Below are 22,459 nucleotides of genomic sequence, written 5' to 3' on the forward strand. Positions count from 1 at the left end.
ATGAGGGCCATGAGCGTGCTTGTGGCCGCACGTGGTGGGCGCGTGAGCGGCGAGGGGACGTTCGCGGCGGTCGATCTGGGTGCCTCGAGCGGACGGGTCATGGCCGCCCGGGTCGGACCGCAGCGGCTGGACCTGCACGAGGTGCACCGGTTCCCCAACCGGCCGGTGCGGACGGCGGGCACGCTGCACTGGGACGTGCTCGCCCTCTACGGCGGCATCCTCGACGGGCTGCGGGCGGCGGGCCGGGATCTCGGCCGGCTGGACGGCGTCGGCATCGACAGCTGGGCCGTGGACCACGGGCTGCTGGACGCCGACGGCGCGCTGCTGGGCAACCCGGTCCACTACCGCGACACCCGGCACGCGACCGCGGTGCCCGCCGTGCACGCCGCCGTCCCGCCGGAGGAGCTGTACCGGATCAGCGGCCTGCAGCACCTGCCGTTCAACACCGTCTTCCAGCTCGCCGCGGCGCGGGGCAGCGCCCAGCTGGACGCGGCCCGCACGTCGCTGCTCGTCCCCGACCTCCTCGCCCACTGGCTCACGGGCGCGGTCGGCGCCGAGGTCACCAACGCCTCGACGACGGGGCTGCTCGACGCCACGACGCGCGAGTGGGCGTGGCCGCTGATCGACCGGCTGCAGCTGCCGCGCGGGCTGTTCGCCCCGCTCCGGCAGCCGGGGGAGCGGCTGGGTGAGCTGCGGGACGACGTCCTGGCCGAGACGGGGCTGACCGGCCCGGTGCCGCTGACCGCGGTCGGGTCCCATGACACGGCCTCGGCCGTCGTCGGTGTCCCGGCCACGTCCGACCGGTTCGCCTACATCTCCTGCGGGACGTGGTCGCTGGTCGGCGTGGAGCTCGGGAAGCCGGTGCTCACCGAGGAGAGCCGGAGCGCGGGGTTCACCAACGAGCTGGGCGTCGACGGCACCGTCCGTTACCTGCGCAACGTGATGGGGCTGTGGCTGCTCCAGGAGTCACTGCGGACGTGGGCGGCGGCGGGACTGCCCGCCGACCTGTCCGAGCTGATCGCCGCGGCCGCGAACGTGCCCGCGTTCACCGCCCTCGTCGACCCGGACGACCCTCGCTTCCTGCCGCCCGGCGACATGCCGGCGCGCATCGCCGCCGTCTGCGCCGAGACGCGGCAGACCCCGCCGCAGAGCCAGGCGGAGACCGTCCGCTGCATCCTCGACAGCCTCGCGCTCGCCTACCGGCGGACGGTCCGGCGCGCCGCCGAGCTGTCCGGGCGGGACGTCGAGGTCGTGCACCTGGTCGGCGGGGGAGCGCGCAACACCCTGCTGTGCCAGCTCACGGCCGACGCCTGCGGCCTGCCGGTGCTCGCCGGTCCGGTCGAGGCGGCCGCGCTCGGCAACGTCCTGGTGCAGGCGCGGGCCGGCGGGGTCCTCTCCGGTGGGCTGGGGGAGCTCCGGGCGCTGCTGCGGAGCACGCAGGACGTCCGTCTCCACATGCCCATGCCGGGAGCCGAACCCGCCTGGCAAGCCGCCGAGCAGCGGGTGCGCTGGTGATCGCGCTGCCCGAGCGTCCCAGGGCGGACCGGGTCAGTGGGCGAAGGCCGGGGCCGGACCGTCCTGCGGCTCGGGGAGCTGCCACGGCCGCACGACCGCGGTGAGGACGGCGACCGCGAGCACCAGCATGGCGACGATCACCATGCCCATCGCCAGGGCGTCGTTGCCGAGCAGCCCGACCAGCGGTGACACCGCCGCACCGACGCCGAACTGGACCGCCCCCAGGAGCGCCGCCGCCGACCCGGCCGATGCGCCGTACTGCGCCAGGGCGAGGGCCGGGGCGTTCGGCAGCGCGAGGCCGGCGGCGAAGAGGACCGCCCACAGCGGCAGCGCGACGCCGAACAGGCCGCCCGCTTCCGCCGCGGCGAGGAGGACCAGCACGCCGCCCGCGGCCGCGCCCCCGACCGTCCCGCCGACGAGGATCTGTGCCGGTGACCATCGGCGGAGCAGGACCGGGTTCAGCTGGGTGGCCGCGATCAGCCAGACCGCGCCGGCGCCGAACAGCAGACCGAACTGCTGCTCGTCCAGCCCGAACTGGCGCTGGTAGACGAAGGACGAGCCGGACACGTAGGTGAACAGGGCGGCCATCGTGAGCCCGGCGACGAGGATCAGCCCGACGTAGGTGCGGTCCCGGAACAGCCCGCCGTAGGTCCGCATCGTCTCCGCGACCCCACCGCGGCGACGGCGTTCCGGCGGCAGGGTCTCGCGGAGGCCGAACGCGCCGAGGGCGAGCACGAGCAGGCCGTAGACGGCGAGGACGGCGAAGACGCCCCGCCAGGACGTGAACCGCAGGAGCTCCCCACCGATGGTCGGCGCCAGCACCGGCGCGACCCCCATGACCAGGAACAGCCGCGACAGCATGGTCGCCGCCGCGCGGCCTTCGAACAGGTCGCGCACGATGGCCAGCGCGACCACGGCGGTCGCCGCGGTGCCCACGCCCTGCAGCACGCGGAGCGCGCCGAGGACGGCGATGCTCGGGGCCACCAGCACGAGCACCGAGGCCACGACGTGCAGCGCCGTCCCCACGAGGAGGGGCCGGCGTCGGCCGAGGACGTCGGACAGCGGGCCGATGACGAGCTGTCCCAGGGCCAGGCCGACCAGGGTGCCGGTCAGCGTCAGCTGCACGGTGGCCGACGACGTCCCCAGCTCGTCCCGGATGGTCGGCAGGGCGGGGAGGTACATGTCGATGGTCAGCGGGCCCAGCGCCACGAACGCGCCGAGGGTCAGCGCGAGGCGGGCCATGGACGGGCGCCGGGGCGCGTGCGGGACCGGGGCCGGCGTGGTCGCACGGGGGGAAGCAGTGAGGGTCACGGGGGTCCTTCGACTGGGCGGTGATCGAGCGACCGCCGTTGGCCCTCTCGTCGGAGCCAATCCGCCCCGGCCCTCGTTCATTCCGCCGTCGGGAAACTCCTCGACGACGCGGCCGTGCCCGCGACGCTCGTCCGGCAGGACTGCCGCCGCGTCGGGCCCGCATCCCGCCGTGGGAGCCGGGTCAGGCGCGAACGGTCAGTCCCCGCGGCGGTTCAGCGGACGACGGTCACCGGGCACTGTGCGTAGGCCGCGGCGTGCCCCGGGCCCATGTCGGTGCCGTCGAGTGGAACCGATCCCCGGTCGGCACCGGAGGTGCAGGATGCCGGCATGCCACTTTTCCGCGGTGTCGGCGTCGCCCTGGTCACGCTCTTCCGGGAGGACGGCGCGCTGGACGCGCCCGCCACCGCCGAACTCGCGGGGCGGCTGGTCGACCTCGGCGTGCGCTGCGTCCTGGTCGCCGGGACGACGGGGGAGGCGGCCGCCCTCACCCCCGACGAGCGGGACAGCGTGGTGAGCGCGGTGCGGTCAGCGCTGCCGGCCGACGTGCCTGTCCTCGCCGGCACCGGCGCGCCCACCGGGCGGCAGGCGGCCGAGCTGACCGAGCGGGCCTTCGCCGTCGGCGCCGACGCCGTCCTGGCGCTCTCGCCGCCCGGCGTCGCCGATCCGCGGCCGTACTACGAGACGGTCGCCAAGGCGGCCGGCGGGCCGCTGCTGGCCTACCACTTCCCGGGTGCCGCCGCGCCCGGCATTCCCGTCGACCTGCTGGCCGAGCTGCCGGTGTCGGGGCTCAAGGACTCCTCGGGCGACGCCGGCCGGCTGTTGCACGAGCGCGATGTCTTCGACGGGGACCTCTACACCGGCGCGACGAGCCTGGTCGGCCTGTGCGGCGCGGTCGGCGGCGCGGGCGCGCTGGTGGCGGTGGCCAACCTCGCGCCCGAGGACGCCGTCGGGGCCTTCGCCGGCGACGCCGAGGCCCAGGTGCGGCTGGCCGCCGCGGACCGCACCGCGTCCGCCGACTTCCCGGCCGGCTACAAGCGCGCGGCCGCGCAGCGCTTCGGCACGTCGGTGCTCACGCGCGTGGGCCGCTGACCGGCGCTCAGTGCGACTCGCGGCTGACCTCCGACCCGCTCGAGCCGACGAGGAAGTCCAGGTCGGCACCGGTGTCGGCCTGTTGCACGTGGTCGACGTAGAGCCGCTCCCAGCCGCGCCGCGGGTCGGCGAACCCGGCGACGACCGCCTCGTCCGGCGTGCGGGCGGCCAGCTCGTCGTCCGGGACCTCGACGTCGATCCGGCGGGCGGCGACGTCCAGCGCGATGACGTCCCCGGTCCGCACCAGGCCCAGCGGCCCGCCGGCCGCGGCCTCCGGCGCGACGTGCAGGACGACGGTGCCGTACGCGGTCCCGCTCATCCGGCCGTCGCACACGCGCACCATGTCGCGCACGCCTGCCTCGAGCAGCTTCTTCGGCAGCGGCATGTTGGACACCTCCGGCATGCCGGGGTAGCCCCTGGGCCCACAGCCGCGCAGGACGAGCACCGAGTCGGCGTCGACGTCGAGGGCCGGGTCGTTGACGCGGCTGTGGAAGTCCTCGATGGAGTCGAAGACCACCGCCCGGCCGCGGTGCCGCATCAGGTGCGGTGAGGCCGCGGCCGGCTTGATCACCGCGCCGTCGGGGGCGAGGTTGCCGCGCAGGACGGCGATGCCGCCGTGCTCGACCAGAGGTTCGCGGCGCAGCCGGATGACCTCCGGGTCCCAGATGGCGGCCTCGTCGAGGGAGTCCACCAGCGGCTTGCCGGTGACGGTGAGGGCCGTCGGGTCGAGCAGGTCGCGGACCTGGTTCAGCACGGCCGGCAGCCCGCCGGCGCGGTGGAAGTCCTCCATCAGGAACCGGCCGGCCGGCAGCAGGTCGACCAGCACCGGCACCCCCGAGCCGATGCGGTCGAAGTCGTCGAGGGTCAGGTCGATACCCAGGCGGCCGGCGATCGCCAGCAGGTGGATCACGGCATTCGTGGAGCCGCCGATGGCCGCCAGCGCGACGATCGCGTTGGCGAAGGACGCCTCGGTCAGGAACGTCGACGGACGGCGGTCGGCGGCGACCATCTCCACGGCCAGCCTGCCGGTGCCGTGCGCAGCCTCCAGCAGGCGGCTGTCCACGGCCGGCGTGCCCGCGACCCCGGGGACGACGGCGCCCAGCGCCTCGGCGACCAGCCCCATGGTCGAGGCGGTGCCCATCGTGTTGCAGTGGCCGCGACTGCGGATCATCGCCGACTCGGAGCGCGCGAACTCCTCGGCGGACAGCGTGCCGGCGCGGACCTCCTCCGAGAGTCGGAAGACGTCGGTGCCGCAGCCCAGCGGCACCCCGCGGAACGTGCCGGTGAGCATCGGTCCGCCCGGGACGACCACCGCCGGCAGGTCGACCGAGGCGGCGGCCATGAGCAGCGCCGGGATCGTCTTGTCGCACCCCCCGAGGAGCACCAGCCCGTCGACCGGGTTGGCGCGGAACATCTCCTCCATCTCCATCGCGGCCAGGTTGCGCCAGAGCATCGCCGTGGGCCGGACCTGCGTCTCGCCCAGCCCGAGCACCGGCATCTCCAGCGGGGTGCCGCCCGCGGCGTGGACGCCGTCGCGCACGGCCGCCGCCACCTCGGTGAGGTGCCGGTTGCACGGCACGAGGTCCGAGGCGGTGTTGGCGATGGCGATCTGCGGTCGGCCGAACGCGTCGTCCGGGATGCCGCGGCGCATCCACGCCCGGTGGATGTAGGTGTTGCGGCCGTCGCCCGAGTACCAGGCCGCGCTGCGCAGGGTCACGCCCGCCATCCTTGCGCTGTGTCGAGGACCATGCGCGCGGTCGTGCTCTCCGGGCCGGGGGACTGCGCGGTGGCGGACGTGCCCGCCCCCGAAGCCGCCCCGGGTGAGGTGGTCGTGGACGTCGAGCGGGTCGGCGTGTGCGGCACCGACGTCGAGCTGTTCACCGGCGAGCTGTCCTACCTGCAGACGGGGCACTCCTCGTACCCGCTGCGGCCGGGCCACGAGTGGTGCGGCCGGGTCACCGCGCTCGGCGACGGCGTCGACGCCGACTGGCTGGGCCGACGGGTCATGGGCGACACGATGCTGGGCGACCGGGCCTGTCGGCGGTGCCGTCGCGGGGCCCAGCACGTGTGCGAGCGACGCCAGGAGGTCGGCATCCGAGGTGGCCGGCACGGGGCGCTGGCCGAGCAGATCGCTGTCCCGGCCTGGTCGCTGCACGAGCTGCCCGACCCCGTCGACGCGGTGCTGGGGGCGCTCGTCGAGCCGGGGGGCAACGCGTGGCGGGCCGCGGGGGCCACGAGCGCCGGGTCGGGTGACCGGGCGCTGGTGATCGGACCCGGGACGATCGGCCTGCTGACGGCGATGTTCCTCCGTGCAGCGGGAGCCGAGGTGCACCTGCTCGGCATCACCGAACCCTCGCTGGCCTTCGCCCGCGACGTGGGCTTCCCCGCCGCCTGGACCCGGGGGACCCTGCCGGACCTGCCGTTCGACGCCGTCGTCGACGCCTCGACCGCCGCCGGGTCGCCGGCGCTGGCCCTGGACCTGGTCGAGCCGGCGGGCCGGGTCGTCTGCATCGGCATCGCGGGCGCGCCGAGCACGGTGGACACCCGGACGCTCCTGCTCAAGGACGTGACGGCCGTCGGCGTCCTGTCGGCCTCCCCGGGGCTGGCCGCCACGATCGCCGCCTACGCGGACGGGGGCGTCGACCCGCGCCCACTGGTCTGCGCGACGGTCGGCCTCGACCAGGTCGCCGCCGTGCTCGCCGGCGAGCGGCCCGACGGTGCCGGACCCGGGCCGAAGGTCCACGTCGACCCGCGCATCCGTTGACGCGACTGCGGCGGGCGACCACGGCCGTGGCGATCGTCCTCCGCCGCAGATGGCGCGGCGGGGACACCTGACGATCAGCTCAGCCGGCGGGCGGGGTCGGCCACGACGTCGCCCAGCACACGCAGCGCCGCGCCGGTGGCGCCGGCCGCCGGATGCGTATCCGCTGCCGCGATGGTCGGCCGCCGCCAGCCCGCCGAGAGGACGCGCCGGTCCAGGTGGTCCTGGACGGCGGGCCGCAGCAGCCCGGCCAGCTCGCCGAGGTGCCCGCCCAGCACGACGGTCGGGATGTCCAGGACGTTGATGACCCCGGCGAGGGCGACGCCGAGCGCACGGGCGGCGGTGTCGAGCGCTCGCCCGGCGGCCGGATCCCCGGCGGCGACCCGCGCGGCGAGCTCTCCGGGTGCGGCGTCGAGCGGCAGCCCGGCGGCGGACAGCAGCGCGTGCCGGCCGGCGTACTGCTCCAGGCAGCCGGTCGAGCCGCAGCGGCAGGGCGGTCCGTCGGGGTCGACGCACACGTGGCCCATCTCGCCGGCCCATCCGGAGCTGCCGCTCATGACCCGGCCGGCGAGAACGGCAGCGCCCCCGACGCCGATCTGGCCGGAGAGATACAGGAAGTCGCGGTGCGCACCGGGGCGCCCGGGTGCGGTCTCGGCGACGGTCCGAGCGGCGAGGTCGGCCTCGTTGCCGAGGACCACGCTCGCCCCGGACGGCAGGTGCGGGGCGAGGAGGTCCGCCGGGCGTACGTCGGACCAGCCGAGATTCGGCGCACGCAGCAGGACGCCCGCGTCGACGTCGACGATCCCGGGCAGCGCCAGGCCGGTGCCGACCACCCGCAGGTTGCGCGGGAGGCCGGCGAGCAGATCCGCCGCCAGACCGCCCAGCCGGGCCAGTGTGGGCACGGGGGCGCTGCCGACGAAGTCGCCGTCCGTCACCTGCTCGGCGACCACCCGCCCGCGCAGGTCGAGCACCCGGGCGGCGAGGAGCCCCGCGTCGACCTGCAGGCCGAGGGCCGCGAAGCGCGCACCCGGGACGAGGGGAGTGGCCGGCCGGCCCCGGCGGGCCAGGACCACGCGCTCGACCTCGTCGAGCAGGCCGCCGCCCACGAGGTCGTCGACCAGGCGTGCCGCGGTCGCCCGCGTCATCCCCGTCGCGCCGGCGACGGCCGCCCGGGACAGCGGATCCGGCGAGGCGCAGACCGTGCGCAGGACCAGCGCGAGGTTCGTCGCCCGCAGGGACGATTGCCGCGCGCCGGTCTGCTCGCGGATCACCCCTTGAGGCTAGCTGTGACGTGGATTATGTTCCAGGGCAAAACAAAACCGTGGCACCTCCGGAGGAGTCCGCCTTGAGCACCCCGCAGCCCACCCGCGACGACAAGTTCTCCTTCGGTCTGTGGACCGTCGGCTGGCCGGCCCGCGATCCCTTCGGGGACGCCACCCGCCCGGCGCTGGACCCGGTGGAGAGCGTGCACCGCCTCGCCGAGCTCGGCGCCTACGGCGTCACGTTCCACGACGACGACCTGATCCCCCATGGCAGCGACGACGCCGCCCGCGAGCAGCACATCAAGCGGTTCCGGGCGGCGCTGGAGGAGACCGGCCTGGTGGTGCCGATGGCGACGACCAACCTCTTCACCCACCCGGTGTTCAAGGAGGGGGCGCTCACCGCCAACGACCGGGACGTGCGGCGCTACGCGCTGCGGAAGGTCATGCGGAACATGGATCTGGCGGCCGAGCTGGGCGCCCGCACCTACGTGCTCTGGGGCGGGCGCGAGGGCGCCGAGGTGGACACGGCCAAGGACCTGCGCGCCGCGCTCGACCGCTACCGCGAGGGTCTGGACACGCTCGCCCAGTACTCCGTGGACCGCGGCTACGGGCTGCGGTTCGCCCTGGAGCCGAAGCCGAACGAGCCGCGCGGCGACATCTTCCTGCCGACGATCGGGCACGCCCTGGCGCTCATCTCGACCCTGGACCATGCCGAGCTGGTGGGCGTGAACCCCGAGGTCGGCCACGAGCAGATGGCCGGGCTGAACTTCACCCACGGCATCGCCCAGGCGATCTGGCAGGGCAAGCTCTTCCACATCGACCTGAACGGGCAGCACGGGCCGAAGTTCGACCAGGACCTGGTGTTCGGGCACGGCGACCTGCTCAGCGCGTTCGCGACGGTGGACCTGCTGGAGAACGGCGCCGGCCAGGGCGGACCGGCCTACGACGGCCCGCGTCACTTCGACTACAAGCCGCTGCGGACCGAGGACATCGACGGCGTCTGGGCCTCGGCCGCGGCCAACATGCGCACGTACCTCCTGCTCAAGGAGCGGGCGGCCGCGTTCCGGGCCGACCCCGAGGTGGCCGACGCGCTCGCCGCCGCGCGCGTGGCCGAGCTGGCCACGCCGACGCTGGCGGACGGCGAGTCCTACGAGGACCTGCTCGCCGACCGGTCGGCGTTCGAGGACTTCGACGTCGACGCCGCGGCCGCGCGGGGCGCCGGTGTCGAGCGCGTGGCCCAGCTGGCGGTGGAGCACCTGCTCGGCGCCCGCTGAATGGCCGGCTCCGGAACGCTGGTCGCGGGGGTCGACTCCTCGACCCAGGCGTGCAAGGTGGTGGTCCGGAAGGCGGAGACCGGCCGGCTCGTCCGGGAGGGCCGGGCGCCGCATCCGCCGGGGACCGAGGTCGACCCGGCCGCGTGGGAGGCGGCGCTGCAGCGGGCGCTGACCGAGGCCGGGGGACTGGACGACGTCGCCGGGATCGCCGTCGGAGGGCAGCAGCACGGCATGGTCTGCCTGGATCGGGACGGCGAGGTCGTGCGGCCGGCCCTGCTCTGGAACGACACCCGCTCGGCCGGCGCCGCGACCGACCTGATCGCCGAGCTCGGCGGCGGCGACGCCGGCCGGAAGGCGTGGGCCGACGCCGTCGGGCTGGTGCCGGTCGCCTCGTTCACGGTCACCAAGCTGCGCTGGCTCGCCGAGCACGAGCCCGCGAACGCCGACCGGACGGCGGCCGTCTGCCTGCCGCACGACTGGCTGACCTGGCGGCTGTCCGGGGGCCGCAGCGGTGGGTCGGTGAGTGGCCGGCGGAGCCTCGACGCGCTCGTCACCGACCGCGGGGACGCCAGCGGCACCGGCTACTGGTCGGCGGCCTCGGGGGAGTACCGGCTCGACCTTCTCGAGCGGGCGCTCGGCCGCACCGCCGTCGTCCCGCGCGTGCTGGGCCCGGCCGAGCAGGCGGGCACGGCGATCGGCGGTGCGGCCCTGGGGCCCGGGACCGGTGACAACGCGGCCGCCGCGCTGGGGCTGGCGGCCGAGCCGGGGGACGTCGTCCTCTCGATCGGCACGTCCGGGGTGGCGTCGATCGTGTCGACGTCGCCGGCGGTCGACCCGTCCGGGACGGTCGCCGGGTTCGCCGACGCCACCGGCAACTTCCTGCCCCTGGTCGCCATGCTCAATGCCGCTCAGGTGCTCGACGCGACCGCCCGGCTGCTCGGCGTCGACCACGCCACGCTGTCGCGGCTCGCTCTCTCGGCCCCGGCCGGCGCGGGTGGCCTGGTGCTCGTGCCCTACCTCGAGGGGGAGCGGACGCCGGACCGGCCGGACGCCACCGGCGCCGTGCACGGGCTGACCCAGGCGACGGCCGATCCGGCCCACCTGGCCCGCGCCGCGGTGGAGGGCCTGCTCTGCGGTCTGGCCGACGGCCTGGACGCCATCGCGTCGGGCGGGACCCCGGTGCGCCGGGTGTTCCTCGTCGGCGGCGGGGCGCAGTCGGAGGCCGTGCGCCGGATCGCCCCCGCCGTCCTCGGTGTGCCGGTGCTCGTGCCGCCGGCGGGGGAGTACGTCGCCGACGGCGCCGCCCGGCAGGCCGCCTGGGTGCTGGCCGGCGGGCCGACCGCTCCCGAATGGGCGCGGCCCGGCACGGTGCGCCACGAGGCCGATCCGGTCCCCCACGTGCGGGAGCGCTACGCCGAGGTCCGCGACCTGACCGCGCGGCGCAAGCATTGAACCGGTGGGGCCCGGAATCGACGTGATTCCGGGCCCCACCGGTTCGACCCCCGACGCGACTCACGACCAGGGCGTGACCGGCCGCTCCTGGCGCTCGCCGTCGACGACGAGGTCGACCTTCTCGTTGTAGAAGCACATCAGCCCCGCGATGCGCGGGTTCTCGGCGATCGGGGTCGGGTAGCTCCACACGAGGTCCTCCACGACCCGCTCGCCGACGCGGACCGACCACCACGATGCGACGCCCTTGTAGGGGCAGATCGTGTGGGTGGAGGTGGGCGAGAGCTCGGCAACGACGTCCTCTCGTGGGAGGTAGTACCGCACCGGCAGGGTGGTCTCGAAGAGCAGCGTGGGGCGGGTGCTCTCGGCGAGCAGGTGTCCGTCCAGCTCTACCCGGACATGGCGGGAGCTGGGTGCCACGTCGACCCGTGTGTGCGGGTCGCGGGCGTGGGCCATCAGCGGCTCGTCCTCCTCGAACCAGTCGAGCCGCCGCCACGAGAACGTGACCATGCCGGTCAGGGCCTCGAGCGGGGGAGGGGGCGACCGGTGCATCCAGGCGCCGCCCTCCACCCGGCGGCCGCCCGCCGCCACCGCCCAGGTCGTCGTCCCGGAGTCGTCGAGCTGCCCGTCGACCAGCACCCCGGGGCGGACGTCCTCGACGGGCACGTAGTAGGTCGGCAGGAAGCTGCGCGGCAGGGCGCCGGGCCCGTACGTGAGGTGCAGGACGGCCCGGCGGGAGTCGGCCACCAGCTCACCGCCGAGGCGGACGCGGATCCAGCGCGCGGTGGGTTCGACCGACGGCCACCACAGTTGCATCCCGGGGCGATCGGCCAGGACCACCTCGATGCCCCGATGCGACGTGCTCGGTGCGCTCACCCGGACCAGCGTGCTCGCGCAGCCCGCCGCGGAGCAAGGGTCTGTGGGTCTCGTCGGGCCCCCGCCTCGGCTGGCAGCGGCGGTGAGGGCTGAACCGCCGAGGCCCGGGATCGAGGTGATCCCGGGCCCCGGCGGTGCACAGCTGCGCGGCTACGCGTGGACAGGTGCCTCGCGCGCGTCGTCGTCCCGGTCCTCGAGGAGAACCACCTTCTCGACGGTGACCGGCGCCGACGGCGCCGCCGGCTCCTCGTCGGAGTTGACCGCCTCGCCGCGGGCGACCATGCCCGCGAACTCCGACAGCGGGATCTCCTTGAGGATCAGCGACAGCAGGAACGCGACGCCGAGGATCGGCACCAGGTACCAGAACACCGGGGCGAGGCTGTTCGCGTAGGCGTCGACGATCGCCGCCTTCAACTCCGCGCCGGCGACCTGGACCGCGGCGGGGACGAGCGTGTCCGGCGAGGTGATGCCCGCCTGGACCGCCTGCTCGGCGTTCCCCGCCAGCGCCGAGCCGAGGTTGTCGGCCAGGCGGCTGGTGAACAGCGTGCCGAAGATCGCCACGCCGAGCGTCGCGCCGACCTCGCGGAAGTAGTTGTTCGTCGAGGTGGCGGTGCCGATCTGGCCGGCGGGCACGGCGTTCTGCGCCGCGAGCACGACGTTCTGCATGATCAGCCCGAGCCCCGCGCCGAGGGCGAAGAACATCGTCCCGATCGTCCAGAGCGAGGTGTCGCCGGAGAGCGTGGTCAGCCAGATCATCGCGGCCATGATCACCAGGACGCCGGCGACGGTGAAGATCTTGTAGCGGCCGGTCTTCGCGATGAACGACGCCGAACCCTGGATCGTGACGATGATGCCCGCGGTCATCGGCAGCATCAGCAGGCCCGAGTTCGCGGCCGACAGCCCCGAGCTCATCTGGAGGAACGTCGGCATGAACGCGATCGCCGAGAACATGCCCAGGCCGACGGCCATGCCGAGTGCCGTGGCGACGACGAAGGTCCGGTTGCGGAAGAGCGACATCGGGATGATCGGCTCGGCCGCCCGCAGCTCCACCGCGACGAAGGCGGCCGCCGAGGCGGCGAACGTGGCCAGCAGGAGCAGCGCCTGCCAGGAGCCCCAGCCGTCCCGGCCGCCGAAGTCGGTGAACAGGATCAGCGAGGTGGTGGTTGCCGAGAGCGCGAGGATCCCGGCGTAGTCCACCGGCGTCGTGCTGCGCTTGCGCGGCAGGGTCAGCGCGAACCAGCCGATGGCGAGCACCACGAGGCCGACCGGCACGTTGATCCAGAAGGCCCACTCCCAGCCGAGGGCGGGGTGGTCGGTGAAGAACCCGCCGACGAGCGGCCCGGCCACGGCCGAGAGGCCGAACAGGGCGCCGATCGGGCCCATGTACCTGGCGCGCTCACGGGCGGGGACGATGTCGGCGATGATCGCCTGGGACAGGATCATCAGTCCGCCGCCGCCGAGGCCCTGGACCCCGCGCCAGACGACGAGCCAGGCGAAGTCCGGTGCCAGCGCGGCACCGATGCTCGCGACGGTGAACAGGCCGATCGCCACCAGGAACAGCGTCCGCCGGCCCCAGAGGTCGCCGAACTTGCCGTAGATGGGCATGACCAGCGTGGTGGCCAGCAGGTAGGCGGTGGTCATCCACGCCATGTGGGAGACACCGCCGAGGTCGCCGACGATGGTGGGCATCGCCGTCGAGACGATGGTCTGGTCCAGGGCCGCCATGAGCATGCCGGCCAGGAGGGCGCCGAAGATCGTGTTGATCCGGCGCCGGGTGAGGACGATCGGGGTCGCGCCGGGCGCGGCGGACTCCGTGGTGGGGGCGAGCAACTGCACTCCTCGGGACAAGGACGGCGCCGCGGGCGCGGCGCCGATCGAGCGGCCGGGGCCGCTCGCTGGTTCAGGGGCTGCGGACGACGCCGTCCGCGACGGTCAGGTGGTCAGCGCGGCGGCGCGGGCAGACCGGCGGTCACCACGTCCCACGCCTCGTCGACGAGGTCGGTCAGTGAGGCGGTGAAGTCGGTGGCGAGCCAGCGGTGCAGGGCGGTACGCATCACGCAGGCCTGCACCGAGGCCAGCAGGCTCGGGTAGACGTCGATACCGACCCGCGTTCCGGTCCGTTCCGCGATCGCGACGGCCAGCACTCGCTCCGACTCGCCGAAACCCGCGACCAGTCGCCCGATCAGCGCCGGGTGGGCGTCGATCACGGTCAGGCGCAGGGGCCACAGCTCGCGGTCCTCGGCCATCTCCGCCGCCATCTTCCGGTGGACGGCGCGCACCGCCTCGACCGCCGACTCCTCCGCCGGCCGCCCGGTGAAGAGCCCGGCGAGGTGCTGCGGCGCGCCGGGATCGAGCCCGAGCACCGCGTCGTCCTTCGACGGGAAGTAGTTGAAGAAGGTGCGCGGCGAGACGTGGGCCCGCTCGGCGATGTCGTCGATGGACACGCCGTCCAGCCCGCGCTCGGCGACCAGCCGGAGGGCCGCCTCGTGGAGCGCCAGCCGGGTGGCCTGCTTCTTGCGCTCGCGGAGTCCGGACGTCACGGAACCATGGTCGCCATTCTTTGCATGCAGTGCAAGTTTGCAGACTCTGCACGGAGTGTCGTGTCGCTCACGTCTACGGGCCCCCGGCGGGACGCAGTGCGCGGGTCCCGTGGCGGCCCGAGCTGGCGAAACGCAGGCCGCGTCGCGCGCGTCGAATTTTCTGCAGCGATCGCCGCTGGATCGGTTTTCAGCGCGGCATACCCGGGCACAGCGCCGCTCGACCGGTCCCGGCGTGGCCGTGAAACCCCCGCGCCGGGACCGTGCCGTGTGGCGGGGCCGGGTCAGCCGGCGATGCGGCGGGCGCTGGAGAAGCTGCCCATGGAATCGATCGACGCGGTCTTGACCGGTACGCCCGATGTCGAGGCGTGCACCATCTGCCCGTTGCCGATGTACATCCCGACGTGACTGACCGGGCTGTAGAAGAACAGCAGGTCCCCGGGCTGGAGAGCCGCCCGTGACACCGGGGCGCCCATCGTCGACTGCATCCGGCTCGAGTGCGGCAGGGCGACGCCGGCGGCCGCGTAGGCGTACTGCGTGAGCCCGGAGCAGTCGAAGGCGTTCGGGCCACCGGCGCCCCACACGTACGGATCGCCGATCTGGGCCATGGCAGCGCTGACGGCGGACTGCGCCGCGGCGCTGCCGCCGGCCAGTGCCGCGGCAGGCGCGGGCGCAGCGGCCGGGGGCGCCGGCCGGGCGGCCCGCTCCCGAGGGGCACCGACGACGGTCGGTGCCGCGGCGGCGGCCTGCTCGCGTGCGTGTCGTTCGGCGGCGGCCCGGGAGGCCCGCTGTTCCTCCTCGGTCAGCCGCTCGTACGCCGCCTGGTAGACGGCGATCTGGGCGTCCAGCTCGCGCTTCTGCGCGGTGACGCGGTCCACCTGCACCTGCGCCTCGGTGGCGAGCTGCTCGGTCGCCGCCTTCGCCCGGTCGGCGTCGTCCGTCGCCTGCTGCGCGCCACCCAGGACGCCGTTGTTGTGCTCGGCGATCGTCTGCAGCATGCCGACCCGGTCGAGGAGCTCGTCGGCGGACCCACTCGTCAGGATCGCCTGGAGCGGGCCGAGCCGATCGCCGGTCCATGCCCCGCGGGCCACCGCGCGGACGTGGTCCCGCGCCTCGGCCAGGTCGTCCTCTGCCACGACGAGCTCCTCGGCGGCGAGGTCCGCCGCCTCCCGGGTCGCCTCGAGCTGCTCGCGGGCCTCGTTGAACTGCTCGGTGAGGACCTCGAGGTCGTGGGCCCGCGCGGCGACGAGGTCCGCGGCCTGCCGGGAGGTGGTGGGCTGTTCGGGTACGGCTGCGGCCGGGAGGGGGGTGAGGACGACCCCGCCGGCGGTGAGGAGGGCCAGGAGCGCTCGGCGGCCGGTGGAGCGGCGGCCGGCAGGCATGCGGGAACTCGCCATGTGCGGCGGGTTGTCCTTCCTTCCACGGCCGCCTACCGAGTTAGCTGACGGGTTCGGGCGGGAAGACGCCCGGCGCCGACGGTCCGATCGGGCCGTCGGTCGCTTCACCCCGGTGGTGCGATGGGTCCCCGGTCCTGTGCCGGCGAGATGCTCCGGCGGGTGGTTCGGCGGCGTCCGGCCGGTCGTCGCCTGGGGGCGACAGCGGAGGCCGTCCGGACGCCGCCGACGCTAGGGGCGCCGTCCCGAGGGGACAAACCGATCAAGCGGTTCCACCTGGGGAAACGCTGAAACTCCGCGAGCCCCTCACTGGCTGTGAGACGCCACCTGCGGGATCGCAGCTGTACGGCGCGCCCTGTGCGAACGAGGCCGGGATCCCGGTCGGCCGGAAGCGACGTGCCGTTGTCACGTTCTGTCGAGCATCGTTCGGCGGAGCGTCTGGGGCGAGCCGGGAGGCGCGCGGCCTGTATCCCCGTCCACGTCCGGCGCTCCTTCCATCGACGGCCGCACGGAAGGTGCGGACCACCCGATGGAGAGGAGATGACCATGGTCGAGACCTCGTCGACGACCCTGATGACGCGATCCACGGCGGCGGCGCCGCCGGAGACGCCCGCAGGGAACGGCCGGACCACGCGCCTGCCGGGCGCGGCCGTGGTCCACCGTGCGGTCGAGGTCAACCAGCGCTACGCCCCGACGCTGGTGCGTCTGGCGCTCGCCACGGTGTTCGTGTGGTTCGGTGCGCTCAAGCTCATCGGGGCCAGCCCCGTGGAGGACCTGATCGCCGCGACGCTCCCGTTCGTCGACGCGGGCTTCGCCGTACCGGCGCTGGGGATCGTCGAGGTGGCGATCGGGCTGGTCCTCGCGCTCGGCCTCTTCCCGCGGACGACCCTCCTGGTCCTGGCGGGACATCTGGCCGGCACGTTCCTCTCCTTCGTGACGGCGTCCGAGCTGATGTGGGGGGCGCACATCTTCGAGCTCACCGCGGACGGTGAGTTCGTGCTCAAGAACGTCGTCCTGATCAGCGCGGCGCTGCTCCTGATCGCCACCTACAGCCCGCGCACGGACGAGCGCGCCACCGCCTGACCCGGACCGCCGGACGGCGCCGGGGCCCGCACGGGCTCCGGCGCCGTTCGGCTGTCCGGAGGTGTCAGCTGCCCGGTGGCTTGTACCGGACCTGCCCGGCCATGCGGAGGGCGTCCAACGTCTCGTCGACGGTCATGAGGACGGTCGTCTCCACGGAGCTGAGCGCGCCGCCGGCACCGATCGCCAGGACGACGGCCGCGATGGAGACGTTGTCCGGCGCCTCCCAGAGGTTGTAGCCGTCATGCGGTCCGAAGGCGTACCAGAAGCCGTGGAGCTTCCCGCCGACCGACTCGATGTAGGTCTGCGCCGCGGTCCGGCGGTCCTCGGGGTTGGCGATGAGCCGGGCCCAGGTCTCCGGCGTGTAGCTGAACCTGGTCAGGTAGAGCGGCATGTCCTGTCCGTCCCGTGCGTCGGTCGCGTCGCTCGGCGTGGGGGCGTCCGAGCGTAGCCACGACCCGCGGGCGGGGGACGGTGTCGGAGCGCGCATCGCCTGCCGGCTTTCGGTACCGGAAGCGAGGCGGCGCAGCTCAGCTTTCGGTACCGGAAGCTGGGCGCCGACACCTCGACCGCGCCGCGGGCTCCCGGCCGTCGGTCAGTCGACGACGTGCGCTCAGCGGGCGGTGGACAGCCGCTCGCCGGAGAGGACGGTGCTCGCCAGCGTTCCGCGGCGCACGACCAGCAGGTCGCCGTTGGCCAGCTCCTGCCAGCCGCGGCCCCAGCCGCTGGAGGAGACCACCACGGCGTCGTCCGTGACCCGGTAGCGCAGCCGGTAGTACTCGGGATCCTTGTCCTCCAGGGGCCCGTCCTCGTCGTACCGGCACAGCGCGATCAGCTCGTCCGGCGTCATCAGCAGGCAGTTCAGGCTGGTGAAGGGCGACGTGCGCGCGATCTCGTCGACGGTGTCGCGCAGCGCCTCGTGCGGCGTCGCGCCGTCGGCCGTGCGTGTGAGCAGGGCGAGGAAGTAGCGCTCGCTGTCGGTCGTCCCGCGGCGGAGCCGGGCCACTCCGGGCGCCACCAGCGGGTCGAGCGACGCCGGTGACAGCACCGACCCGTTGTGCGCGAAGGCGACGCGCCCGTCGGTGAACGGATGGGTGTTCTCGATCCCGACGCCGAGCCCCATGGTCGCCCAGCGCAGGTGCGCCATGCCGAGGTCGGTGGCGTGGGTGCGGGCCCAGAGGGCGAACGACCGGCTGTCGCGGGCGGTGTCCGGACGCTTGTGCACCTTGACGCCGGACTGCGTCGCACGGGCGACCCCCCAGCCGTCGCCGTGCTTGACCGACAGCTCCGTGAAGTCGACGAGGTCCTCGTCGCCGAGCAGGCCGTGCAGGGTGACCGGGGTGCGGGTGGCCCAGCCCAGGAGTCGGCACATGGTGCGAATCGGCTTTCTCGGGAGCGGCAACGGGTTCGCCGTCCACCCTCCCCGCACGGGCCGCTGATCCCGCGGACATCCGGGCCGCGTCGTGGCGCACGGGGCGCCCGTGACCGACGGGCCCGGCCGGGCGCCCCGCGGGTCCCGCGCGGCCCTGGCCCCGGTGGTGGTGTTCTCGTTCGGGCTGTCGTGGGTGTTCTGCGTGCTCGGGCTGCTGCTGCGCTCGCCGAACGCGGTCATGAACGCCGGCTTCACGGGCATCTTCCCGCTGACGTTCCTGTCCAACGTGTTCGTCGATCCCCGCACGCTGCCCGGTCCGCTCGAGGCGTTCGTGGAGGTCAACCCGATCTCGATCCTGGCCACGGCATCCCGCTCGTTGATGGACGGGAAGCCCGACGGCGGCGCGATCCTGGTCTCGCTCGCGGTGGCCGCCGTGCTGGCCGCGGTCTTCCTGCCGATCACGACCCGGCTCTACCGCAGCCGCTGAGGTGCGTGCGGCGGCCCACACGGGCGGCCGTCAGGCGCCGGGCGTCCACGCGACGGTGAGCTCGTTGCGCTGGCCGAACCGCTCGAGGTGGCTGCCGAGGACGTGCTGCACTCGAGCCAGGGACTCCTCGTCGGGCGCCTCGGCCAGGAGCGTGAGCACGCCGTCGCCGACCAGGACCACACCGGTCGCCTCGCCGATCTGCGCCGTCGACGCGCCGCCCTCGGTCGTCCAGGTCAGCCGGCGGCCGAGATGGGAGACGAGCTGCTTGGCGTAGCGGGCCGGCGCCTCGGTGAGCACGTCGGCGCGGGCGGTGAGGCGACTGGTCACGTGGGGATCCTCGGGGGAGCTGGGTTCGGGACCGAACCGGTCGGCGGTGGGGTGGACGGCGCTGCGCTCGGCGCCGGGCGAGGAGTAGCCGCGCGCCGCGTAGGGGAACCCGTCGAGCTCGGTCGTCCGCGGGCGCAGCTGGTAGTAGGAGCGGATCTCGTGGATCAGGCCCTCGCGGCAGGTGAACCACTCGGCTCCGCGGGTCGCCACTCTCTCGGATGCCCCCTCCGGCAGCCACCACATCGTCCACTCGATGACCGCCTGGTCCGGGGTGGCGCAGATGCTGTCCACCACCCACCGGGCCGAGTTCATCCGGCCGGCCTTCCGCCAGTAGCGGGCCAGGTGCTCCGCCCCGGTGACCGCCGTCGAGCCGGTGTTGGGCGCCAGGAACCAGTGGACGACGTCCGGATGGAGGGTCGTGAGCATCAGGTCGACGTCGCCGGCGCTGCAGCCCTCGTAGTAGCGGCCGATCAGCGCGGTCCAGGCCGCGGTGGGGTCCCGGGCCGTCAGCGGGTCGGTCTCCTCGGTCATTCCGCTGTGCCTCCTCGTCGCCGGCGTCCGTGCCGATCCCTCGCCCGGAGACTCTTCCAGGCGGACACGTGTGCCGGCCGGTAGCGTCCCGGCGCTACCGTCCGGGTTCGGCCGGGTGCCGGGCGAACGTCCGTGGAGGGGGTAGCCGATGGAGCCGGCGGAGTTCACCAGCACCCCGATCACCACGGACCGGGGGCACGTCCGGCTGCCGCTGCCGTTCGACCCCCGCGAGCGCTGGGGGAAGAAGCCGCGGCACTACGTCGAGGGCACGATCGCCGGCACCCCGTTCGCCGGCTCCGTCGGCTCCGCGGGCGGGACGGCGTTCCTCGTGCTGAGCGCCGCCTTCCGGAAGCAGGCGGGATCGCCTCCGGGGACGAGGTCGCCGTGCGCCTCATGCCGCGGGCAGGGTGAGCAGCTCAGCCGATGACGACGTTCCACTCGCGGACGGTCCAGCAGGTCACCAGACCGTGGACGACGTAGGGGTCCACCTCGCAGCCCGCTGTCGTACGGGTCGCTCAGCGCACCGGCGAGGAGCACTTCGCCCCGCTCGTGCGCCGCCCGGGCCAGCCCGAGGTGTTCCTCGCGCAGCGCCGCGCGGCGCTCCAGGTAGTCGTCGGCCGGCGTGTACTCGAGCAGCAGATGCATGACCCCTCCTTCACCTCCCCGGGGCGGGGAGGGTCAGGCGATGGTGCCGACCTCCGCCGCGATGGTCGTGTCGTCGCCGTGCCCGGTGCGGACGACGGTGTCGCCGGGCAGGGTCAGCAGCCGGCCGCGGATCGACTCCAGGATCGTCGGCTTGTCGCTGTAGGAGCGGCCCGTGGCGCCGGGGCCGCCGCAGAACAGGGTGTCGCCGGTGAAGACGGTGCCGAGGTCGGGCGCGTACAGGCAGGTGCTGCCGGGGGAGTGGCCCGGCGTGTGCAGCGCGGTGAGCGTCGTCCCCGCGACGTCGAAGGTCACGCCGTCGGCCAGGGCGCGGTCGGGAACGGCTGCGCCTCCCTCCCGCCCGCCATGCCCATACACCGCGTCCCACAGCATGCGGTCCTCGGCGTCGAACCAGATCGGCGCGCCGGTGGCCTCGCGCAGCGCCACGGCGGCGGTGATGTGGTCGTTGTGCCCGTGGGTGAGCACGATCGCCGTCACCGTCCGGCCGCCGATGGCCTCGAGGATCGGTGCGGCGTCGTGCGGGGCGTCGATGACGAGCACCTCGTCGTCGTCGCCGACCAGCCAGACGTTGTTGTCGACGTCGAAGTCCTGCCCGTCGAGGCTGAAGACGCCGCTGACGACCACCTTGTCGATGCGGGGGGTCATCAGAAGACCACCACGCTGCGCAGGACCTCGCCCCGGTGCATCTTCTCGAACGCCGCCTCCACGTCGTCCAGGCCGATCGTCTCGGACACGAACGCGTCGAGGTCGAAGCGGCCCTGCAGGTAGAGGTCGATCAGCATCGGGAAGTCGCGGGAGGGCAGGCAGTCGCCGTACCAGGACGACTTCAGCGCGCCACCGCGGCCGAACACCTCGATCAGCGGCAGCTCGATGGTCATCGTCGGGTTGGGGACGCCGACGAGCACCACCGTCCCGGCCAGGTCGCGGGCGTAGAAGGCCTGCTCGAAGACCTTCGGGTGGCCGACGGCGTCGATCGCCACGTCCACCCCGAACCCGCCGGTCAGCGCCTTGATCGCCTCCACCGGGTCGGTCTGCCCCGAGTTGACCGTGTGGGTGGCGCCCATGCCCTTGGCCCACTCGAGCTTCCGGTCGTCGAGATCGACGGCGATGATCGTGCTCGCGCCGGCCAGGCGGGAGCCGGCGATCGCGGCGTCGCCCACACCGCCGCAGCCGAAGACGGCGACCGAGTCGCCCCGCCCGACGCCGCCGGTGTTGATCGCCGCACCGACGCCGGCCATCACGCCGCAGCCCAGCAGGCCCGCGGCCGTCGCCGGCGCGGCCGGATCGACCTTGGTGCACTGCCCCGAGTGGACGAGGGTCTTCTCGACGAAGGCGCCGATGCCGAGCGCGGGGGAGAGCTCCGTGCCGTCGGCCAGCGTCATCTTCTGCGTCGCGTTGTGCGTGGCGAAGCAGTACTGCGGCTTCCCCCGAAGGCAGGCGCGGCACTGGCCGCACACCGCCCGCCAGTTGAGGATGACGAAGTCGCCGACCGCGACATTCGTGACGCCCTCGCCGACTGCCGACACCAGCCCGGCCGCCTCGTGGCCGAGCAGGAAGGGGAACTCGTCGTTGATGCCGCCCTCGCGGTAGTGCAGGTCGGTGTGGCAGACCCCGCAGGCCTGCACGTCGACGACCGCCTCACCCGGACCGGGATCGGGCACCAGGATCGTCTCGACGCCGACCGGCGCACCCTTGCCGCGGGCGACGACGCCCCTCACCTCGTAAGCCATGCCCTGACGTTAGGGGGTGGTGCGCGGCACGGCCCGGGCGGGAGGATGCGGCGTCGTCCGGCGGCGGAAGGATCGTGGTGCGCAAGATCATCGTATGGATGGGGATGTCGCTCGACGGCTACATGGCCGGCCCGGACGGCGAGATCGACTGGCACATGGTCGACGACGAGCTGCACGCGCACGTCAACGACGTGCTGCGCGGGATGGGCGCCTTCCTCGAAGGGCGGGTGACCTACGAGGGCATGGAGGAGTTCTGGCCGACGGCCGCCGAGAATCCGGAGAGCACCCCGCCGATGATCGACTTCGCCGGCATCTGGCGCGACGTGCCCAAGGTCGTCTACTCCCGGACGCTGGAGCGCGTCGGCCCGAACGCGACCCTGGTCCGGGACGTCGTCCGCGAGGAGGTCCTCGCCCTGAAGGCGCAGCCCGGCGGCGACATGACGCTGGGCGGGACGAACCTCGCCACCACCTTCGAGCGGCTCGGTCTCGTCGACGAGTACCGGCTCTACCTGACTCCCGTCTCCATCGGGCGGGGCCGGCCGGTGTTCCCGACCGACACCCGCCTCCACTTCCGCCTCGCCGAGAACCGCACCTTCGGCAACGGCGTCGTCCTGCTCCGCTACGAGCGGCTGAAGAGCTAGGCGGCTACTTCCGGCAGATGCAGCCCCGCGTGAGAGCGCCCAGCTGGGTGGCGTCGCAGAACCGACGTCCGATCACGTCGTGGGCGGCCGCCGGATGCGCGCAGACATCACAGGCGGGCGAGGGCGCCGTGGGGCTGGGCGCGGGAGTGGACGTGGGAGC

The 22,459-nt window shown here is 74.1% G+C and carries 21 protein-coding genes and 1 riboswitch; of the genes, 9 read left to right on the forward strand and 12 right to left on the reverse strand.

Translation table 11 applies throughout. The features are described 5' to 3' along the window. Positions 1–9 precede the first annotated feature (9 nt). On the forward strand, positions 10–1,515 hold the full coding sequence (locus E4P39_RS17815) for a rhamnulokinase family protein (protein ID WP_135137924.1): 1,506 nt from the start codon (positions 10–12) through the stop codon (positions 1,513–1,515). 33 nt (positions 1,516–1,548) lie between these two features. On the opposite strand, the gene E4P39_RS17820 is transcribed toward E4P39_RS17815, so the two are convergent. Beyond that, positions 1,549–2,826 carry a multidrug effflux MFS transporter gene (locus E4P39_RS17820; RefSeq protein ID WP_245159926.1) on the reverse strand — a complete coding sequence of 426 codons (1,278 nt, stop codon included), beginning with the start codon at positions 2,824–2,826 and terminating at the stop codon, positions 1,549–1,551. Positions 2,827–3,153: 327 nt separating this feature from the next. Between E4P39_RS17820 and E4P39_RS17825 the strand changes: the two genes are divergently transcribed. Then, positions 3,154–3,915, forward strand: a complete 762-nt coding sequence (locus E4P39_RS17825; RefSeq protein ID WP_167761932.1) for a dihydrodipicolinate synthase family protein — start codon at positions 3,154–3,156, stop codon at positions 3,913–3,915. Between the two features lie 7 nt (positions 3,916–3,922). On the opposite strand, the gene E4P39_RS17830 is transcribed toward E4P39_RS17825, so the two are convergent. Next, a complete protein-coding gene (locus E4P39_RS17830) occupies positions 3,923–5,641 on the reverse strand; it encodes an IlvD/Edd family dehydratase (protein WP_209306594.1) in 1,719 nt (572 codons plus the stop codon). 9 nt (positions 5,642–5,650) lie between these two features. Here E4P39_RS17830 and E4P39_RS17835 point away from each other — a divergent pair, with 9 nt between their 5' ends. Continuing rightward, positions 5,651–6,679, forward strand: coding sequence for an alcohol dehydrogenase catalytic domain-containing protein (locus E4P39_RS17835; RefSeq protein ID WP_135137927.1), 1,029 nt, complete (start codon positions 5,651–5,653; stop codon positions 6,677–6,679). A 74-nt stretch (positions 6,680–6,753) separates the two neighbouring features. Here the strand turns inward: E4P39_RS17835 and E4P39_RS17840 are convergent, their stop codons facing one another. Continuing rightward, on the reverse strand, positions 6,754–7,947 hold the full coding sequence (locus tag E4P39_RS17840) for an ROK family protein (protein ID WP_245159927.1): 1,194 nt from the start codon (positions 7,945–7,947) through the stop codon (positions 6,754–6,756). 74 nt (positions 7,948–8,021) lie between these two features. Here E4P39_RS17840 and xylA point away from each other — a divergent pair, with 74 nt between their 5' ends. Both xylA and E4P39_RS17850 read left to right on the forward strand, forming a co-directional pair. After that, positions 8,022–9,212 (forward strand): xylose isomerase, encoded by a 1,191-nt coding sequence (gene xylA, locus E4P39_RS17845; protein WP_135137928.1) that lies wholly within the window; start codon positions 8,022–8,024, stop codon positions 9,210–9,212. Further along, positions 9,213–10,664, forward strand: a complete 1,452-nt coding sequence (locus tag E4P39_RS17850; protein WP_135137929.1) for an FGGY-family carbohydrate kinase — start codon at positions 9,213–9,215, stop codon at positions 10,662–10,664. Between the two features lie 60 nt (positions 10,665–10,724). Here the strand turns inward: E4P39_RS17850 and E4P39_RS17855 are convergent, their stop codons facing one another. From E4P39_RS17855 to E4P39_RS17870, 4 genes are all read right to left on the reverse strand, one after another. After that, positions 10,725–11,537 (reverse strand): DUF427 domain-containing protein, encoded by an 813-nt coding sequence (locus E4P39_RS17855; protein WP_209306595.1) that lies wholly within the window; start codon positions 11,535–11,537, stop codon positions 10,725–10,727. A 150-nt stretch (positions 11,538–11,687) separates the two neighbouring features. Beyond that, a complete protein-coding gene (locus E4P39_RS17860) occupies positions 11,688–13,367 on the reverse strand; it encodes an MDR family MFS transporter (RefSeq protein WP_135137930.1) in 1,680 nt (559 codons plus the stop codon). A gap of 110 nt (positions 13,368–13,477) precedes the next feature. Further along, positions 13,478–14,077, reverse strand: coding sequence for a TetR family transcriptional regulator (locus tag E4P39_RS22425; protein ID WP_167761934.1), 600 nt, complete (start codon positions 14,075–14,077; stop codon positions 13,478–13,480). Between the two features lie 281 nt (positions 14,078–14,358). Next, entirely contained in the window at positions 14,359–15,471 is a 1,113-nt protein-coding gene (locus E4P39_RS17870; protein WP_167761936.1) for a C40 family peptidase, read from the reverse strand. Positions 15,472–15,485: 14 nt separating this feature from the next. Next, positions 15,486–15,626, reverse strand: a riboswitch (cyclic di-AMP (ydaO/yuaA leader). Between the two features lie 382 nt (positions 15,627–16,008). On the opposite strand from E4P39_RS17870, the gene E4P39_RS17875 reads away from it, so the two are divergent. Continuing rightward, a complete protein-coding gene (locus tag E4P39_RS17875) occupies positions 16,009–16,551 on the forward strand; it encodes a DoxX family protein (protein WP_135137932.1) in 543 nt (180 codons plus the stop codon). Between the two features lie 64 nt (positions 16,552–16,615). On the opposite strand, the gene E4P39_RS17880 is transcribed toward E4P39_RS17875, so the two are convergent. Together E4P39_RS17880 and E4P39_RS17885 are read right to left on the reverse strand one after the other, a co-directional pair. Next, positions 16,616–16,942, reverse strand: coding sequence for a GYD domain-containing protein (locus E4P39_RS17880; RefSeq protein WP_135137933.1), 327 nt, complete (start codon positions 16,940–16,942; stop codon positions 16,616–16,618). A gap of 219 nt (positions 16,943–17,161) precedes the next feature. Continuing rightward, positions 17,162–17,920 (reverse strand): class II glutamine amidotransferase, encoded by a 759-nt coding sequence (locus E4P39_RS17885; protein ID WP_167761938.1) that lies wholly within the window; start codon positions 17,918–17,920, stop codon positions 17,162–17,164. 109 nt (positions 17,921–18,029) lie between these two features. On the opposite strand from E4P39_RS17885, the gene E4P39_RS17890 reads away from it, so the two are divergent. Next, positions 18,030–18,407, forward strand: a complete 378-nt coding sequence (locus tag E4P39_RS17890; RefSeq protein ID WP_245159928.1) for an ABC transporter permease — start codon at positions 18,030–18,032, stop codon at positions 18,405–18,407. Positions 18,408–18,437: 30 nt separating this feature from the next. Here E4P39_RS17890 and E4P39_RS17895 read toward each other — a convergent pair whose 3' ends face one another. Next, positions 18,438–19,265, reverse strand: a complete 828-nt coding sequence (locus E4P39_RS17895) for a DUF2218 domain-containing protein (RefSeq protein ID WP_209306596.1) — start codon at positions 19,263–19,265, stop codon at positions 18,438–18,440. A 148-nt stretch (positions 19,266–19,413) separates the two neighbouring features. Here E4P39_RS17895 and E4P39_RS17900 point away from each other — a divergent pair, with 148 nt between their 5' ends. After that, the gene (locus E4P39_RS17900) at positions 19,414–19,692 is read left to right on the forward strand and encodes a DUF1905 domain-containing protein (protein WP_135137935.1); all 279 of its coding nucleotides are present in this window, start codon (positions 19,414–19,416) and stop codon (positions 19,690–19,692) included. 251 nt (positions 19,693–19,943) lie between these two features. On the opposite strand, the gene E4P39_RS17910 is transcribed toward E4P39_RS17900, so the two are convergent. Next, positions 19,944–20,573: an MBL fold metallo-hydrolase gene (locus tag E4P39_RS17910; RefSeq protein WP_135137936.1), complete on the reverse strand. Its 630-nt coding sequence runs from the start codon at positions 20,571–20,573 to the stop codon at positions 19,944–19,946. Further along, a complete protein-coding gene (locus E4P39_RS17915; RefSeq protein WP_135137937.1) occupies positions 20,573–21,658 on the reverse strand; it encodes an S-(hydroxymethyl)mycothiol dehydrogenase in 1,086 nt (361 codons plus the stop codon). The genes E4P39_RS17910 and E4P39_RS17915 overlap by 1 nt, the downstream gene beginning before the upstream one ends. A gap of 77 nt (positions 21,659–21,735) precedes the next feature. Here E4P39_RS17915 and E4P39_RS17920 point away from each other — a divergent pair, with 77 nt between their 5' ends. Beyond that, positions 21,736–22,299 carry a dihydrofolate reductase family protein gene (locus tag E4P39_RS17920; RefSeq protein WP_135137938.1) on the forward strand — a complete coding sequence of 188 codons (564 nt, stop codon included), beginning with the start codon at positions 21,736–21,738 and terminating at the stop codon, positions 22,297–22,299. The last annotated feature ends 160 nt before the right edge of the window (positions 22,300–22,459 follow it).

Source organism: Blastococcus sp. CT_GayMR19 (assembly GCF_004570385.1).
In the GTDB taxonomy this organism is placed as follows: Bacteria; Actinomycetota; Actinomycetes; order Mycobacteriales; family Geodermatophilaceae; genus Blastococcus_B.

What these genes read in the sequence shown, in the direction of transcription:
- E4P39_RS17815 (WP_135137924.1), top strand. Translation starts at nt 10, where the DNA reads ATGAGCGTGCTTGTGGCCGCACGTGGTGGGCGCGTGAGCGGCGAGGGG.
- E4P39_RS17825 (WP_167761932.1), top strand. Translation starts at nt 3,154, where the DNA reads ATGCCACTTTTCCGCGGTGTCGGCGTCGCCCTGGTCACGCTCTTCCGG.
- E4P39_RS17830 (WP_209306594.1), bottom strand. Translation starts at nt 5,641, where the DNA reads ATGGCGGGCGTGACCCTGCGCAGCGCGGCCTGGTACTCGGGCGACGGC.
- E4P39_RS17850 (WP_135137929.1), top strand. Translation starts at nt 9,213, where the DNA reads ATGGCCGGCTCCGGAACGCTGGTCGCGGGGGTCGACTCCTCGACCCAG.
- E4P39_RS17870 (WP_167761936.1), bottom strand. Translation starts at nt 15,471, where the DNA reads ATGGCGAGTTCCCGCATGCCTGCCGGCCGCCGCTCCACCGGCCGCCGA.
- E4P39_RS17875 (WP_135137932.1), top strand. Translation starts at nt 16,009, where the DNA reads ATGACCATGGTCGAGACCTCGTCGACGACCCTGATGACGCGATCCACG.
- E4P39_RS17880 (WP_135137933.1), bottom strand. Translation starts at nt 16,942, where the DNA reads ATGCCGCTCTACCTGACCAGGTTCAGCTACACGCCGGAGACCTGGGCC.
- E4P39_RS17885 (WP_167761938.1), bottom strand. Translation starts at nt 17,920, where the DNA reads ATGTGCCGACTCCTGGGCTGGGCCACCCGCACCCCGGTCACCCTGCAC.
- E4P39_RS17895 (WP_209306596.1), bottom strand. Translation starts at nt 19,265, where the DNA reads ATGACCGAGGAGACCGACCCGCTGACGGCCCGGGACCCCACCGCGGCC.
- E4P39_RS17900 (WP_135137935.1), top strand. Translation starts at nt 19,414, where the DNA reads ATGGAGCCGGCGGAGTTCACCAGCACCCCGATCACCACGGACCGGGGG.
- E4P39_RS17910 (WP_135137936.1), bottom strand. Translation starts at nt 20,573, where the DNA reads ATGACCCCCCGCATCGACAAGGTGGTCGTCAGCGGCGTCTTCAGCCTC.
- E4P39_RS17915 (WP_135137937.1), bottom strand. Translation starts at nt 21,658, where the DNA reads ATGGCTTACGAGGTGAGGGGCGTCGTCGCCCGCGGCAAGGGTGCGCCG.